This is a genomic window from Tolypothrix tenuis PCC 7101, from assembly GCF_963874875.1.
Classification (GTDB): domain Bacteria; phylum Cyanobacteriota; class Cyanobacteriia; order Cyanobacteriales; family Nostocaceae; genus Aulosira; species Aulosira tenue.
Genome location: NZ_CAWNJS010000001.1, coordinates 2,458,281 through 2,475,203 on the forward strand (window position 1 = coordinate 2,458,281; position 16,923 = coordinate 2,475,203).

Below are 16,923 nucleotides of genomic sequence, written 5' to 3' on the forward strand. Positions count from 1 at the left end.
GTATTCATTTTTTCACTGCTGTGCTAATCCATTGGAAACCCTTCTATCTCATAAACGCTAATATCAATTTATTTAAATCCAGCAGTGGATATAAACTCTCAAAAAGAGATTATGTCAGAGATATTTAATTACCAATTACCAATTACCAATTACCAATTACCAAAATAAACTTTACTAAAAAAAGATGTTAACTAAAAAACGAAATTTATCAAGCGATCGCTGTTTTGCTCCAGAACCAGTACAGCGACAAATTGCGCGTCAATTTTTTGACAGCATCTCTACTCTACCCCTAGTCTGTCCACATGGTCATGTAGAGCCAGCTTTGTTAGCAAATCCAGCCGCCCGATTTGGTTCACCAACGGAATTATTGATCCTTCCCGACCATTATATTTTTCGGATGCTTTATAGTCGGGGGATACCTTTAGAAGCTCTCGGCATACCTACCAAAGATGGTACACCCATAGAAACTGACCATCGCCAAATTTGGCAGATATTTGCAGACCATTTTTATCTATTTCGCGGTACACCCTCTGGTTTGTGGCTGAAAGATGAACTAATTAACGTCTTTGGTGTGGATGAGCCTTTAAATTCGCGCAATGCTGGCAATATCTACGATTATCTAGAAAAGCAGTTAGCTTTACCGGAGTTTTCACCCCGGGCTTTATTTAAACGCTTCAATATAGAGGTGCTTTGTACCACCGATGCAGCTAGCGATAATTTAGAATACCATCAATCCTTGCACCAAGAGGATTTTACCCAAATTAGACCAACTTTTCGACCAGATGCAGTTGTCAACTTAGATGTTATCGGATGGCGAGAAAATCTTGCTCAGTTGGAAAGGGCTGTAGGTAGAGAAATTAGCACTTACGCTGCTTTTATCCAAGCTTTAGAAGAACGTCGGGCTTTCTTTAAAAAGATGGGTGCGACAGCTACTGACCACAGTGCTGCTACACCTTATACCGCACGCCTTTCTGACCCAGAAGCCGAAGCTATCTTTGCTAGAGCATTAAATAACAAGCTCAATCCCAGTGATGTAGAGCAGTTCACTGGTCATATGTTCATGGAAATGGCGCGGATGAGTGTGGAAGATGGCTTAGTTATGCAGATGCATTGCGGTATTATGCGTAACCATAACCCAGCTATCTTTGAGCGATTTGGGTCTGATAAAGGCGCAGATATTCCTCTGCAAATCGAGTGGACGCAAAATCTGCGTCCGTTGTTGAATGCTTACGGTAACAATAAAGACTTCCATTTAATTTTGTTTGGCTTGGATGAAAGCTCATATAGCCGGGAGTTAGCGCCGCTAGCTGGGCATTATCCGGCTGTATTGCTTGGGCCACCCTGGTGGTTTCACGATAGCGTTAGTGGTATGGAGCGCTACTTTAATCAGGTGATGGAAACTGCGGGACTTTACAATACTGCTGGATTTAATGATGATACACGCGCTTTCGTTTCTATTCCCGCCCGTCACGCTGTTTGGCGGCGTGTAGCTTGTAATTGGTTAGCAGGGTTGGTAGTCAGGGGGTTAATTGAGGAAGAGGAAGGCTATGACATGGCTGCGGCTGTAGCTTACGACCTCGCTAAGGATGCTTATAAATTGCAGAGACGCGATTAATCGCGTCTGTACAAGATTGCTGAGTCAAGAGAATAGGGGTAGTGGTTCATCGCCTTAATTTTGAGGGTTGAAATAACGAACCGCAAAGACGCGTTCGGCGCAGCCGTTCCCGAAGGGTAGGACACGAAGGTAAGAGTTTTGAGAGAGTTTTTGCATTAGTCTCAGGGGAATTATTAATGCCGAATTTAATATTGGATAGGCTTTTTAGCCTGCAAGGCCAGGTAGCAGTAATTACAGGTGGATCGGGGGTGTTGGGTGGTGCGATCGCACGTGGTTTGGGTTTGGCGGGGGCGCGGGTGGCGGTTATGGGGCGCAATGAGGCACGGGCAGAGGCGGTAGTTAAGGATATTATCGCTAATGGTGGGGAAAGTTTGGCGGTGCTGGCAGATGTGAGCGATCGCGCACAATTAGAAGTGGCTAGAGATGCGATTCTACAGCATTGGGGGCAAATAGATATTTTAATTAACGCCGCTGGTGGTAATATCCCGGCTGCCACAATTACCCCTGATGCTACATTCTTTGATATGCCACACGCAGCTTTTGAGCAAGTGGTAAGTTTGAATTTGGTGGGGACTTTATTACCTAGCCAAGTTTTTGGTGAAGCGATGGTAGACAAAAATCAACCTCGGGGTTGTATCGTGAATATTTCTTCGATGTCTGCTATCCGTGTAATTAGTCGGGTGGTTGGTTACTCAGCTGCTAAAGCGGGGATAGATAACTTTACGCGCTGGCTAGCGGTAGAACTCGCGCAAAAATATGGAGATGGATTGCGGGTGAATGCGATCGCACCTGGTTTCTTTATTGGCGAACAAAATCGAGATTTACTGCTAAATCCTGATGGCAGTTTAAGCGATCGCGGACAAAAAATTATTGACCATACCCCAGCCGGACGTTTTGGCGAACCTGAAGAATTACTCAGCACGGTAATTTGGTTATGTAGCGCTGGTTCTAGTTTCATCAACGGCGTAGTTGTACCTGTAGACGGTGGTTTTAGTATCTACAGCGGTGTTTGAATAGGCAGGGGGCTGGGAGCAAGGGGAGCAGAGGAGGCAGTTCATGTAGGATGCGTTAGCGATAGCGTAACGCATCTATATTCAGCTTTCTTAATTTTGAATTGAAATGATGTATTCATTAGATATAACTCACGGAACCCTTGCAGATGAGCAAGTTTCCGAATTAGTTCATGCAGCTTTAGCAGATCCTCAATTAGATGGAAAGCGCATCTTGGTATTAATTCCTGATGGAACTCGTACTGCACCAATTCCCCAAATGTTTCGCTTGCTGCATCAGGAGTTGGGTAAGCGGGTGGCTGCTTTAGATTATTTGATTGCGCTGGGTACACATAATCCCATGAGTAAAGCACAAATCAATCGCTTGGTGGGTGTCACAGCACAGGAACGCGAGACAACTTTTAAAAAGGTGCAGATTTTTAACCATCTTTGGCATCTACCAGATACTTTTATTGATTGTGGGGTAATACCATCTGCAGAGATCGCAGAAATTAGCAATGGAATGCTAAATCAAGCAGTAGAAGTGCGCGTTAATAAGCTGGTAACTGAGTATGATTTGATTATGATTTGTGGGCCAGTATTTCCCCATGAAGTTGTCGGTTTTTCTGGCGGGAATAAATATTTTTTTCCTGGGATTGGTGGGCAAGAAGTAATTGATTTATCACACTGGTTGGGGGCTTTAATTACTTGTTATGACATTATCGGTACGCCAGGAATTACACCTGTACGGCGCTTAATTAACCGCGCTGCTAGTCTGATTCCTACGCCGAAACTATGTTTAGCAATGGTGGTTGCACCAGGAACAAATCAGTTAGCAGGACTTTATATAGATAAACCAGAAACAGCTTGGGAAGCGGCGGCGAAACTATCAGCGAAATTGCATATTAAATATGTAGATCAGCCTTTTAAACAAGTGCTTTCCGTCATGCCCCAAATGTATGATGATATTTGGACAGCCGCTAAAGGAATGTACAAGTTAGAGCCAGTTGTAGCTGATGGTGGTGAGGTAATTATCTATGCGCCTCATATTACAGAATTTAGCTATACACATGGCGAAATTCTCGCCCAAATTGGCTATCATGTGCGAGATTATTTTCTGAAACAATGGGATAAATTTCAAGACTATCCTGGTGGAGTGTTAGCCCATAGTACTCACTTAAAAGGTATGGGTACTTTCGATGCAATTAAGGGAGAACAAGCGCGGATTCGGGTAACACTAGCCACTGGTATTTCCCCAGAACGCTGCGCTGCTCATAACCTGAACTATCGCGATCCGGCTACCATTGAACCTCAAGAATGGGCAAACCGCGAAGATGAAGGGATTTTACTTGTACCCAAAGCCGGCGAGATACTTTATCGGTTGACCGGAAGAGGCAGGGGGGAAGGGAGCAGGGGGCAGGGGGAACAAGCCCTTTCCCCTTATGTGGAGCATAGCGGAACATGGGTACAAGCCCCGCCGTAGAAGGGCGCTGGACTGGGGTTGAGTACAAGCTCCATCTCAGTTTTCCCCCTCGCTCCCTGCCCCTTTTCCTCTTGCTGACGGTTGACTTTTAACCAATGCCCAATGCCCCGTGCCCCATGCCCCATTTTCACTAAAACAACTATAATTTCTTATTAAATCTCATAGTATATTTTTATATCTAAAAATATACTGGTACAACTAAGCGTAAATAAATTGCTCAATTGAAAAACGTGCAAGCGCAAGGCTCAAATGTTTAAGCACACAAAAGCTCTCACTACCTCAGAATTAAAATCTGCAATTGTCCGCAATCCTTTAATAGTTGGACTAGATACTCTGGTGATAGAAGCGATCGCTCTCATGAGCGGTGTGCAGGCTGTTTGTGATGCCGCTAAAGTGGATGAACTTCATCTCAATGCCAGAGCCAGCTGTGTTTTAGTAGTAAATGATAACAAACTATTAGGTATTCTCACAGAAAGAGATGTAGTAAGCTTGTGCGCCCAGCAGCGTCCTTTAGAGAATTTGGCGATTCGGGAAGTGATGATTCATCCAGTCATTGCTCTGCATGAGTCTGACTTTACTGATGTATTTTTCGCGGTGAATTTGCTCCAACAATACCACATTCGCCACTTACCTATCCTCGATGAGCAAGATCTCGTTGTGGGCTTGCTCACCAATGAAACTCTGAGACAATCTTCTCGTGCTATCAATCTTTTGCGCTTGCGTTTGGCATTTGAGGTAATGAGTCGTGAAGTGATTTGTGCTGCGCCAGATAGTTCGATATTGGCGATCGCGCAACTGATGACAGCCCATCGTGTCAGTTCTGTCATGATTGTCCAAACTGGTGGTAGCGAAGCTGCACCACTCAAAATCCCCGTGGGAATTTTAACTGAGCGGGATATTGTGCAATTTCACGCCTTAGGCTTGAACCTGGAAACCTGTTGCGCTCACATGGTGATGAGTACGCCAATTTTTGCCGTAAAACCTGAAGATTCGCTGTTGGTGGTGCAACAGATCATGGAACAGCGCTTAATTCGGCGCTTGGCGGTGACAGGTGAGCAGGGAGAGTTATTAGGGATTTTGACTCAAAGCAGTTTGCTGCAAGCCCTTAACCCCTTGGAACTATACAAGCTAGCGGAGGTTTTGGAAAAGAAAGTAGTACAACTAGAGACAGAAAAAGTACAACTCCTAGAAGCTAGAACTGCGGAATTAGAGCAGCAAGTAGAAGCCCGCACCACCGCCCTCAAGACTAAAGCAGAACAGGCGCAACTGGTATCTGATATTGCCATGCAAATTCGCTCATCTTTGAGTTTGCAAACCATTCTCGAAACTACTGTGCAGCAGGTACGGCAATTTCTAGGTTGCGATCGCGTCATCATTTTGCGATTTGAAGAGGATGGGCCCGCCGCAGTTGTGGCAGAATCGACTAATTCTGCCCTATCTTTGATAGGCAGATGCATCAAAGATGGCTGTTTTCAGAAAGATTATCGAGAAAATTACCGTTATGGGCAGATTCGCGTAGTTCAAGATATATACACAACCCAAATGACTGATTGTCATCGACAGATGCTGATCAGTCTCCAGATTCGCGCCAAAATTTTGATACCTCTGTTGTGTAACGGTGAACTCTGGGGCTTACTAAATGTCTCCGAAAGCGACAAAACCCGTGAGTGGCAACAATCAGAAGTTGAACTGCTGCAAGCTTTATCAGTACATTTAGAGATTGCTCTCCAGCAAGCTACTATCCACCAACAATTACAAGAGCAACTGCGCGATCGCCAACGGGCGGAAATGACACTGCAAAAATTGGTAACCGGAACTGCGGCGGTTACGGGAGATGACTTTTTTCCCGCCCTAGTGAGCCACATTGCTGAAGCATTAAATGTCTGCTGTGCCCTTGTCAACGAATTGGTGGGTGACAAACTCTATAGTCTGGGATTCTGGGAAAATGGAGCCTTACAGCCAGCTATTTCCTACCATATAGCTCAAACTCCCTGCGAACATAGTCTTAGAGACGGGGAATTTTACTGCCAAAGCCAACTGCAAACAATCTTTCCTGATAATTTAGCCTTGCAGACAATGCAGGCAGATAGCTATTTAGGTATTGCTTTAAAAGACAATCTTGGTAATACAATTGGCAATCTTTGCATTCTCGATAAACAGCCCTTATCACAGCCTAAATATAACGAAGCGATCGCTATTCTCCAGGTATTTGCCGCACGAGCCGCCGCAGAATTGCAGCGGATAGCAGCAAACGATGCACTACATCGCTTAAATCAGGACTTAGAAGCAAGGGTAGAACAGCGGACTGAAGAATTACAAGCGCGAGAAGTAGAACTCCAGAAAATCTCGGAACGCCTGGCCTTGTCGCTTAAATCTGGGGGAATTGGTTGTTGGGAGTGGGATATTTTACAGAACACCATTCTTTGGGATGAACGGATGTATGAGCTGTATGGAGTCACTCCACAATCTAATTCCCATATAATCTACGATACCTGGACAAACAAGTTACATCCAGATGACCGGAAACCGACCGAAACATTGCTCCAGCAAGCAGTTTTAGGACAAGCAGAATATGATACTGAGTTTCGGGTTGTGCATTTAGATGGCAGTATCTACTTCATCAAAGCTTATGGGGTGGTGGTACGAGATTCCCAGGGAAACCCCCAGAAAATGATTGGAGTTCACTTTGATATTAGCGATCGCAAGCGCGCAGAACTGGCCCTACATAGTAGCGAACAACGCTTCCGGCGGATGTTTGATTCCAATGTCGTCGGGATGCTATTTGCCGATTTTCAAGGGGATATTCTTGATGCTAACGATCGCTTCTTGCAGATGCTGGGTTATACCAGGGAAGAGTTAAATGCTGGGGCTATGAATTGGAAAGCCATCACACCGCCCGAATACACCTCTGCTGATGTGGCAGCGCTGAAGCATCTGAGTCAATATGGCGCGATGAATCCTTGGGAAAAAGAATATTACCGCAAGGATGGCAGCAAGATTCCTGTGTTGCTGGGGGTGGCTATGCTCCCAGGCTCAGATCGTCAAACTATTTGTGTAGTGGTAGATATTAGCGAACAAAAAGCTGCATTGTGGGAACGCGAACAAGCACAGATGCAACTGCAACAGCAGGCCAGACATAAACAGTTGCTCTGGAATATTACCCAAACTATTCGCCAATCCTTAGATATTGGGGTCATTATCAATGCAGCAGTGACTGAGGTAAGACAAGTATTAGGAGTAGATCGGGTAGCGCTTTACCGCTTTCAACCAAATTGGAGTGGTGAATTTATCGCGGAATCTGTAACTGCTAATTGGGTCAAACTTGTGGGATCTCAGGTGAAAAAAGTTTGGGAAGATACCTATCTTCAAGAAACGGAGGGCGGCCGATTTCAAAATTATGAAACCCTAGTGGTTGCTGATATTGATCAAGCTGGCTTACAGCCTTGCCATATTGAACTGTTGCAACAGTTTCAAGCCAAAGCTTATGTAATTACACCCATCTTCGTGAATGAATCACTTTGGGGTTTATTTGCGATGTATCACAATCATCGACCTCATTCATGGACAACATGGGAAATCGAATTATTGCGGCAAATTGCCAACCAGTTGGCGATCGCAATTCAACAAGCAAGTCTCTACGAAAAAAATCAGTCGGAACTATTGGTGCGCCAGCAAGCTGAAGCCAGAATTGCCCTGCAACTGCGGCGACAGCAAACTCTAGGAGCAATTATTGAACAAATTCGCAAGTCTTTAGATCTCAACGAAATTCTGGCAACGGTAACTCAACAGGTGAAAGATTTAATGCATTGCGATCGCGTCATCGTGTTTCGGCTGTTTGCGAATGGCAGAAGTCAAATTGCAGAAGAAGCTGTATCTGCTGAATTTGTCAGCCTCAAAAACCGCCACTGGGATAACGAAGTTTGGTCTCAAGACATCCTTGATTTTTACTGGCAAGGTCAGCCCCGCATCGTTCCCGATGTGATGAATGATATCTGGACGCATTGCTTGGTGGGATATTCCCAGGAAGGACAAATCAAATCTAAAATTGTGGCACCCATCTTACAAGAAGTGCGTAACCAAAATCATCGCTGGGTATCTCCTTGGGCAACAAATAAGCTGTGGGGAATTTTAGTTGTTCATGCTTGCCAGGAAAGAAGAGTCTGGAAAAACTCGGAAGCCCAAATTCTGCAACAAATTGCCAACCAGTTAGCGATCGCAATTCAACAAGCGAATCTGTTTGAGCAATTACAGCAAGAACTCGCTGAACGTCAACAAGCAGAAGCCAAGCTCACGGAAATCAATCAACAGCTAGCATTTTCTAACGAAGAACTCGCCCGCGCTACCCGCCTCAAAGATGAATTTTTAGCTAACATGAGTCACGAACTTCGTACCCCTCTCAATGCCATTCTTGGTATGACTGAAGGGCTACAAGACGAAGTTTTTGGCAGCATCAATCAGCAACAACTCAAAGCTTTAGACACCATTGAGCGTAGCGGCTCTCATTTGCTGGAATTGATCAACGATATTTTGGATGTAGCAAAAATTGAAGCTGGACAGATTAAGCTTGATTACACTTCAATTTCCATCACAAATCTGTGCCAATCTAGTTTGGCATTTATCAAACAACAGGCATTGCAAAAACGCATCCAGCTAGAAACTAAAATTCCGCAAAATTTACCAAACCTAATAGTAGATGAACGACGCATTCGTCAAGTATTAATTAACTTACTCAATAATGCAGTCAAATTCACCCCAGAAGGGGGACAAATTACCCTAGAAGTTAACCAACTTGCCCCTGACATCGCTAACAATTCTCTTGAGCAACATTTTTTACAAATTGCTGTGAAAGATACAGGTATCGGCATCGCCCAAGCAAATATCAACAAACTATTTAAGCCTTTCATCCAAATTGATAGCGCTTTAAATCGTCAATACGCGGGTACAGGCTTGGGGCTAGCATTAGTGAAACGCATTGTAGAACTACACGGCGGTAGAGTGGGGCTAAGTAGCGAATTAGGTGTAGGTAGTTGTTTTACCATCGAGTTACCCTATACCCCAGTTTTGACCGTTGTAGAAGATACTCAACCTGATGTTACTCCAGAATTTGTTTGCTCAAACCTTGACCATGCCAGTCCGCTAATTTTGCTTGCGGAAGATAACGAAGCCAATATCAGTACAGTTTCTAGCTACCTCCAAGCTAAAGGCTACCGCATTCTGTTAGCAAATAATGGTAAAGAAGCGATTGAGTTAGCAACAACTCAGTGCCCTAATTTAATTTTGATGGATATTCAAATGCCCTTGATGGATGGTTTAGAAGCCATCAAACTCATTCGTCTCGATCCCAACTTAGTTAATACTCCCATTGTGGCACTCACCGCATTAGCCATGAATGGCGATCGCGATCGCTGCATTGCCGCCGGAGCCAATGACTACTTAAGTAAACCTGTTAAACTCAAGCAATTGGCTACTACTATTCAACAGCTATTAAGTACCTAAATAATTAAACATTCTTTACCCTGTTCCCTTTATGGCATCGATTTTAGTCATTGACGATGAACCTGATAACTTTGATGTGATTGAAGCATTTTTAAGTCAGCAAGATTACATACTGCATTATGCATCTGGTGGAAAAGAAGCGATCGCATCTCTCAACCTATTTCAGCCAGATCTCATTTTGCTTGATGTCATGATGCCGGGAACAGATGGTATAACAGTCTGTAAACAAATTAAAGCCATACCGCAATGGCAACCAGTCCCCATTATTATGGTGACAGCGCTCACGGGTAAAGAAGACCTAGCACGTTGCTTACAAGCTGGTGCCGAAGATTTTATTAGCAAACCTGTCAACGCGGTGGAACTGCGCGCCCGGGTTCATGCAATGCTAAGGATTAAGCAACAATACGACAAAATCCAAAGTTTATCTCATATTCAAGCCAATACCATCAAAGTTTTAGAAAGCACTCTTGATGAACTGCGCGGTAACTTAGCTACTGCTTTACCCCACGAACTCAATACACCACTCAATGGCATTGTTGGCATCGTCAGATTGCTGATGGATGATCTTGAGAATATGAATCCTGCCGAAATCCGGGAATTTTTAAGCTTGGCAGATAAATCCGCCCGCAACTTAGAAAAATTAACCAAACAATTCCTGATTTATTTAGAACTAGAGTTATTAGCACAGCAGCCGCAAAACATCGAACCGCAATCAACTTACTTTTCCCAGGATGCGATCGCCCCCGCTTTGCAATCTCATGCCCAAAGTTTTCAGCGCAGTGACGATTTAATATTTGCAATTGAGGAAGCTGAGGTATCTATTTCAAAGCAATATTTAGAAATTATCCTCCATGAATTAGTCGATAATGCCCTCAAATTCTCCCAAACTGCTACAGCCATCAAAATTAGCACTCAGATCAACAAAGAAATGCTGAATCTCTATATCCATGATTTAGGTAGAGGAATGACAGCAGAACAGATTTCCAAAATCGGTGCTTTCATGCAATTTGAACGCAAAACCTATGAACAGCAAGGCATAGGCATGGGCTTAAAATTAGTCAAAAAAATTGTCGAAATTTGTGGTGGTAATTTCTCAATTACCAGTATTTATCAACAGGAAACAACAGTTCAAATTGCCTTACCCCTACATCATCAATAGCAAATATAGCAATCATATTTTATTTATTTAGAATTGTAGGGTACGTTATACCATTTTGAAAAAAGAACGCGACAGATGAGTAGGGGCACGGCACCAGTAAGATATTTGATATGCCAAAAGATTATGGATGCCGTGCCCTTACAAAGAATTTATCTATCTCGGTTAATGATTTTCAACTCTTAATTTGGTTTAGGTAAAAGGTGTACCCCTGCGCTTAGAGGTTGTTTGAAAAGTTTTTCCCTGTGATTTTAATTGCACTTTTACCCCCCCTTAATCCCCCCTTGTCAAGGGGGGAGACCGGAAAATCCAGTTCCCTCCCCTTTCTAAGGGGAGGGCTAGGGTGGGGTAAAAATATTTGATACACTACTACAGACTTTTCAAACATCCTCTTAAGGAAGCTACGCGTAGCATCTCCGCAGGAGAAAGGTTAAGAGTTAAAGGTTTTGTCTTCCCCTTTTCCCCTTAACCGACAAGTATTGAATTCTCTGTTAGGGCATGGCAACCAAAATCTTTGGGAATATGCAATTATCTTAATGCTGCCATGCCCCTACTCATCTGTCCTTTTATTGTTTCAAAATGGTAGGATTTACCTTGCGAAAGCAGCTTTGGCAGCGACTTCTAATGCACCTATATCTATAATCGCACCACCTCTACCATCTCCATCTTGCGGACGGTTTAAGCCTAGCTTATCAATAGTTGGTGCATTGACACCATTGAAAGTCTTGGTGCCAGTATCAATCGCCGAACTACCAGATCTGAGGGTGAAATTAGCCTTGGTTGGATCGCTAAATAGTGGGTCTTTTCCCACCAGATTTTGTGTTAGCGAACCGTTAAATTTGGAGGAATTGTAAACAAGGTTATAGGCGTATTGAAAATTCTTAGATTTCGCAACGTTGTTTACTTCTCCGTCCTTGCGAGCATACATAATGTTGTTGAACACTTTCACTTGATCGGACTCAATTACAGAAATTTCTCCATACTGTTGAGTATCAGGATATTGCCCATTTTGATAGGTTGTATTGTTGACCACATCAACATAGGCACTACTATATACATGGATACCAGCAGCACCGTTTCTATAAACAACGTTATTTGCAACCAGAGTTTTGCCTTGATAACGTTGATGCAGTGAATTCTGTTGAGTGTTTAGTGAATCATCTATGATAATTCCATGTCCTTCAGTGACTTTTCCTGCATCTTTCCAAGGAATTAAGCTTTTATTGTCGTAAAGCGTATTACCTTGGATAATCATTTTATATTGGCTGGTATTGTTGTCAGAATTCCAGTTGTACATCATCCCCATAGGATTTGCGCCCCAAGGACTATACCAACAATTCTGAAAAACCACATTATTCTCGTATGTGAGATAGTCTGCTTTGATGGAACTAATTCCTGTCCCACCAAACTTAGAAACTCTGTTGTTCCGAATGATCACATGGTGGGAAAAGTCACGAATTTCAATTCCATTACCTGCTGTCTGGGGATTGTTGTAATTGTATTTTTGCTGTTGTGCATACTGCAATGTGATATTGTCGTTGTTGCCCTCTAAGGTCAGACCCTCAATGGTGATGTAAGAAGACCCAAGCAATTTAATAGCAGTCCAATTGCGCGATTTGATGAAAGGGCTGTGTCCAGGATAGGCTTTGAAGGTAATGCGTGCATTCGGCGTACCTTGTTTTTTATTAATCACCATAATTTCTTGGTTAGGGTTAGCTTGCGTATAAGTCCCATTCATGATGTAAACTGTATCGCCTGCTTTTACCAAGTCTGCTGCCTTTTGCAGCGTCCGAAATGCACTACTTTCCTTCAGTCCATTATTGTTATCGTTCCCAGTTCCAGAAACAAAGTAGGTATTACCAGTATTACTGAGAGCGAGTTTTGTAGTTGAGTTATTTTGAGTATTTGTCAGTTTTGCTGTAGATAAATCTGCGTTATCAGCATATTCAGCTTGTAACTTAGCAGCATTGCCAAGGTTAACAGGTTGAGTGATTGCAACCGGTTGATCCAAAAACATAATAATGCGACTCCTAAGGTGTTTGATGAATTGAGTAGCACACTCCTGGCAATGAATAAACGGAAATCTACAAATTACCGTTTCACAAATATTTGCGATCGCATAGATGCCTATCTAATTCATTCAAAGGCTCTCAGCCCAAATTCTGAGCCTCGCCACATCTCCCACTGATGATGGTTTTTAAGTTAGCCAATTTTGCAACCAAATTCGCGTTTACTTAGGATGCGATTATCTAGGTGAAACCGCTGTTGTAAACCTGACCTAGAATACCATCTGTTTTTATACCATCCGATCAACCTATGCCACTTTTGAACCTGGCACAATTGTGGGGACTGGGTAATGGATAATTGCTAATTGGGAAAAGGAGAACAAATTTCAAATACCTATAGATTCTTACAAATGATTGAGGACTGCCATATATATTGGGAAGGATGAGACAATAGAGTTATGTGCAAAGAATATCTATTATTATTTTGCTGTTTGTAACCAAAATTAATAGCACGCTAGTAATTTCAATCTTGTTTAACAGCCCATAGCAATAAATATAGTCAAAGACGTTTATAGAGAGTATATAAGTACTGCAAGGAATTATTAGAAAAATTTGGTACAAGCTCTATCGGTAAGCCTTTGCAGTCAACAATATCGCCAATAGTAGATTGGGTCATCTTCTGTATATTGCACAGAATTTAACGATGCATCGCTTTCACCCTATGGAGGTGATAATTATGTCTACAAAATTCCGTAACCGCTTAGAAGCTGGTCAGATGTTAGGTAAACAACTAACAGCCTATACTGGTTGCCCAAATTTGCTGGTTTTAGGCTTACCTCGTGGTGGTGTACCAGTAGCGTATGAAGTAGCAAAGGCACTAGGTGCTCCATTAGACATCTGCTTAGTAAGAAAACTGGGTGTACCTGGGCACAAAGAATTGGCAATGGGTGCAATCACATCGGGAAGTATTCGGGTATTGAATTATGATGTTGTAAACTCTTTAGCCATCTCCACTGAGACGATTGAGCAAGTAACTGCTGATGAATTTCAAGAATTACAGCGTCGCGATCGCGCTTATCGAGGCGATCGCCCTCCAGTTAATGTCAAAAATTGCACAGTCATTGTTGTGGATGATGGTATTGCTACTGGCTCAACCATGCGTGCTGCTATTACTATATTGCAACGCCAACAACCCAAGCGCATGATTGTAGCAGTTCCAGTTGCACCACCTGAAACTTGTGAACAATTGCAGAAGATAGTCGATGAAGTAGTTTGTTTGAAAATACCAGAGCAAATGTGTGCAGTTGGTCTATGGTACGAAAACTTTTTACAAACTACCGATGAAGAAGTGCGCTATCTGCTTGCGAAGCACTCATCTGCTAGCAATTATTCTGTTTCACTTTGAGAAAGAGAATAATTCCGCCCTAATTCTAAAAATTATACCAATTATCAGAATGCTTGCAAGAAATAAATTATTGATAAGGGTACAAAAATGTTGTACCCTTATCATTTCTCTCATTCTTTTTTCAAGTTGGTATTATATTAATCAAATAAAGAAAATTCTCTTGTTTATTGAGCAAACTCATGACGAATGAAAATCGATTGAGCTTTGGAGCAGCAGCATAATTACTCCTACAACCACGAAGGATAAACTTATCCAAAATAAAACTAAATTCAGCCGCATTCTATTTTTATTCCTACAGTTGAATTATGTTGTTGTTACCGCTTCGTAGTTAGCAGCAGAAAAAACGCCGAGTTACGATTAAGTACACAACACTGTATTTATTGCAGATTAAACAATACAATTTCTCAATACCTCTGTCTAAAGACTCAATCGTTAACTAACAATCATTTATGTTGCACGATTAGGGTAGGTAGAATGCCTACCCTATAAGATTTTGATGCAATCTGAGATATGTAATCTCTAATTTTTAACCTATTTTGTTTTGTAGTTCCAGACACTCACCACCATGCAAAGAGAGTATCTAATTTAGCTTTGATCGAGGAGATCTATTCTAGCTGTTCCAATTGGAATGTCTCCTTTTAAGCCAACTCTTTGGCCAGTTACACCATAAAGCAGTGTTCTTACGCCTGAACTCCTGGTTCGTATACCTGTGAGATTTACCTCTACCACACCACCAGAAGTTACAGGTTGCTCAAAGGTGATTGCTATACGTTCTTTACTAATCTCTGTTTTGGCAGCAATTTGTTTACCTGATTGATCTGTAATCTCTATACTATTAAAACGTTCCATTTGGTCTGGTAGAGATATCATTAAATCTTGCAGCGACATACCAACTACGGCAACTTGGATAAAGTGAGCATTATTACGAACACCAGAACCAGTAATGTGGGGAACATTAATTTGATATGCTATTTGAGATTGTGCCTGTGTATTTAGTTGTTCATATTTAACAGGTGTAGCTATAGCGGCAGCAGATGTAGTGAGGATGAGAGCAGATAAAGTACTACCAATTAATTTTTTCATCATAATAACCTCGTTCTTCAATTACCAAGAGCTTGATGTCAATCAAGAGCCTGTAATTAATAGATTGAGTTATTAATCTGAGATCAAGCTGACTGAAAAATTAGAGTCTGCTGAGTTTTTGATAATATTTGCCTCTGTTCTCGTTGGGAACACTCCAGTTCGGGATCTGTGACGAGGTTTAACTAATCAGGCTGACAAGAGATTACTCGCTGGCTTTTGAGTTCGCGACAAAGCATCTCGATAAACCTGCTCAAATAATTCTCTTTGGGCATGGCTACCCCCTATTTGAGACAATTTTGGTAGTACAGGTTGAAGTTGATTGACTGCCTCTGAGTAATTACCTTTAGCGTGGGCAATCATCCCTCTAGCGCAAGGAATGGCAATTTCCGACCATTGTCGCCGCAGAAATGGGTTAATCTTCAGGGTATGTTGCTGCAAACTCTCCCACATCTGCTTTAACCAGTCATGACGTTCTGCTCTCGCTAATGCATAGATATAGTGCAAATCTTGAAAGGGTAAAGCGTGTTCATGCAGGCGAGGTAGTAAGTAAGCGCTTAACTGCTGCCAGCGCTGTTCTACATCAAACCCTTGCAACTCTAGTCTTAACAATAAAGCGATCGCACCTACCTGATCTTTAGGCGAGGATTTCTGTGCGCGTCCCCAAACATGGCTATCGTAAAGTGCTAAGACTTTCGCGGCGTTACCTTGCTCTAAATAGTAAAGCGCTATATGCCACCAATTATGGGTATAAAGCATAGAGTTGCAGTTTTCCCAAGTATCAGCCAGGCTTTCCATCCAAGCAATTCCCTCGTCAATTCGTCCTTGAGTTTCCATCACATGAGCCACAGCATGATGCGCCCAAGGATCGTGACGATTCATAGAGGTTGCTATTCGCCCCATTGCTTCTGCTTCTGGCAAACGATGGCATTGTTCTAAACCAAATGCCACCATACCGTATAGATAATGATTGTCGCGATTTGCTGGTAATACCTTTTGCGCGATCGCCAGCAATCTCTGTTGATCGCCCAAGTAAAAGTAGTGATATTGCCCTTGCTGTACAGAAATTAAGTCACGGGGATATTTTTCGGTAAGCGCTTCATGGATAGCGATCGCCCGCTCAATTTTCGCTTCCGCCCAAGCTGCGATCGCCTGCACATACAACTGCTCTCTATCGGTGATTTTTGTAAGTTGCTGTTGCGCTACTTGCAGGTGCGGCTTGGCTTGCTTCCAAGCTTGAGCATTTTCCTGAGAAAGATAATAAGCAGCTGCATAAGCACGAATAATTGCACAGTTGGGATCAGCTGCAATCCCTTGGTGAATTACCGCTTCCGCCTCTTTGCCATAACTGAGGGCTTGATCGATAAAGCTGTTAATAGCTGCGATCGCGGCTTTTGAGTCTGTTGTAACTTCAAGTCCTTGAGCGTCTTCTAGCATAGTTCTTTCCTGGGATGGCGATCGGCAGTCACGTTAAAACGCTGGTAACCCTTCAATTGGTTGGGTAACCATAAAGTACATTAAATCGGTCGGAATAGTGTATTTATGTTCCTGAGTATGTCACAGTAACAATGAAAATGGCAAGACAAATTTCCCCGTTGCATAACTTCAGACTGATCAGGTAGGAGAAGCCGTGCTTTGGGTGGGTTCCCCGATTTGTACCCCTGCGGAGAAGCAATCTACGTGTAGCGTATCC

The 16,923-nt window shown here is 42.7% G+C and carries 9 protein-coding genes; 6 read left to right on the forward strand and 3 right to left on the reverse strand.

Annotated elements, in window-relative coordinates; genetic code table 11:
* Window positions 1-184: 184 nt before the first annotated feature.
* The 5 genes from uxaC (at window position 185) to AACU25_RS10170 (ending at window position 10,742) form a co-directional block, all read left to right on the forward strand.
* Window positions 185-1,615: a glucuronate isomerase gene (gene uxaC, locus AACU25_RS10150; RefSeq protein WP_096575227.1), complete on the forward strand. Its 1,431-nt coding sequence runs from the start codon at window positions 185-187 to the stop codon at window positions 1,613-1,615.
* A gap of 176 nt (window positions 1,616-1,791) precedes the next feature.
* A complete protein-coding gene (locus AACU25_RS10155; RefSeq protein WP_096575229.1) occupies window positions 1,792-2,628 on the forward strand; it encodes an SDR family oxidoreductase in 837 nt (278 codons plus the stop codon).
* A 106-nt stretch (window positions 2,629-2,734) separates the two neighbouring features.
* Entirely contained in the window at window positions 2,735-4,087 is a 1,353-nt protein-coding gene (locus AACU25_RS10160; protein ID WP_321206764.1) for a lactate racemase domain-containing protein, read from the forward strand.
* A 249-nt stretch (window positions 4,088-4,336) separates the two neighbouring features.
* Window positions 4,337-9,583 (forward strand): GAF domain-containing protein, encoded by a 5,247-nt coding sequence (locus tag AACU25_RS10165; protein WP_190445844.1) that lies wholly within the window; start codon window positions 4,337-4,339, stop codon window positions 9,581-9,583.
* Window positions 9,584-9,614: 31 nt separating this feature from the next.
* Window positions 9,615-10,742, forward strand: a complete 1,128-nt coding sequence (locus AACU25_RS10170; protein WP_096575233.1) for a hybrid sensor histidine kinase/response regulator — start codon at window positions 9,615-9,617, stop codon at window positions 10,740-10,742.
* Window positions 10,743-11,328: 586 nt separating this feature from the next.
* Here the strand turns inward: AACU25_RS10170 and AACU25_RS10175 are convergent.
* A complete protein-coding gene (locus AACU25_RS10175; RefSeq protein WP_096575235.1) occupies window positions 11,329-12,756 on the reverse strand; it encodes a right-handed parallel beta-helix repeat-containing protein in 1,428 nt (475 codons plus the stop codon).
* A 725-nt stretch (window positions 12,757-13,481) separates the two neighbouring features.
* On the opposite strand from AACU25_RS10175, the gene AACU25_RS10180 reads away from it, so the two are divergent.
* The gene (locus AACU25_RS10180; protein ID WP_096575237.1) at window positions 13,482-14,150 is read left to right on the forward strand and encodes a phosphoribosyltransferase; all 669 of its coding nucleotides are present in this window, start codon (window positions 13,482-13,484) and stop codon (window positions 14,148-14,150) included.
* A gap of 585 nt (window positions 14,151-14,735) precedes the next feature.
* Here the strand turns inward: AACU25_RS10180 and AACU25_RS10185 are convergent.
* On the reverse strand, window positions 14,736-15,236 hold the full coding sequence (locus tag AACU25_RS10185) for a hypothetical protein (RefSeq protein WP_321206915.1): 501 nt from the start codon (window positions 15,234-15,236) through the stop codon (window positions 14,736-14,738).
* A 183-nt stretch (window positions 15,237-15,419) separates the two neighbouring features.
* Window positions 15,420-16,667 carry a tetratricopeptide repeat protein gene (locus AACU25_RS10190; protein WP_096575241.1) on the reverse strand — a complete coding sequence of 416 codons (1,248 nt, stop codon included), beginning with the start codon at window positions 16,665-16,667 and terminating at the stop codon, window positions 15,420-15,422.
* Window positions 16,668-16,923 lie beyond the last annotated feature (256 nt).

What these genes read in the sequence shown, in the direction of transcription:
- uxaC (WP_096575227.1), top strand. Translation starts at nt 185, where the DNA reads ATGTTAACTAAAAAACGAAATTTATCAAGCGATCGCTGTTTTGCTCCA.
- AACU25_RS10155 (WP_096575229.1), top strand. Translation starts at nt 1,792, where the DNA reads ATGCCGAATTTAATATTGGATAGGCTTTTTAGCCTGCAAGGCCAGGTA.
- AACU25_RS10160 (WP_321206764.1), top strand. Translation starts at nt 2,735, where the DNA reads ATGATGTATTCATTAGATATAACTCACGGAACCCTTGCAGATGAGCAA.
- AACU25_RS10165 (WP_190445844.1), top strand. Translation starts at nt 4,337, where the DNA reads ATGTTTAAGCACACAAAAGCTCTCACTACCTCAGAATTAAAATCTGCA.
- AACU25_RS10170 (WP_096575233.1), top strand. Translation starts at nt 9,615, where the DNA reads ATGGCATCGATTTTAGTCATTGACGATGAACCTGATAACTTTGATGTG.
- AACU25_RS10175 (WP_096575235.1), bottom strand. Translation starts at nt 12,756, where the DNA reads ATGTTTTTGGATCAACCGGTTGCAATCACTCAACCTGTTAACCTTGGC.
- AACU25_RS10180 (WP_096575237.1), top strand. Translation starts at nt 13,482, where the DNA reads ATGTCTACAAAATTCCGTAACCGCTTAGAAGCTGGTCAGATGTTAGGT.
- AACU25_RS10185 (WP_321206915.1), bottom strand. Translation starts at nt 15,236, where the DNA reads ATGATGAAAAAATTAATTGGTAGTACTTTATCTGCTCTCATCCTCACT.
- AACU25_RS10190 (WP_096575241.1), bottom strand. Translation starts at nt 16,667, where the DNA reads ATGCTAGAAGACGCTCAAGGACTTGAAGTTACAACAGACTCAAAAGCC.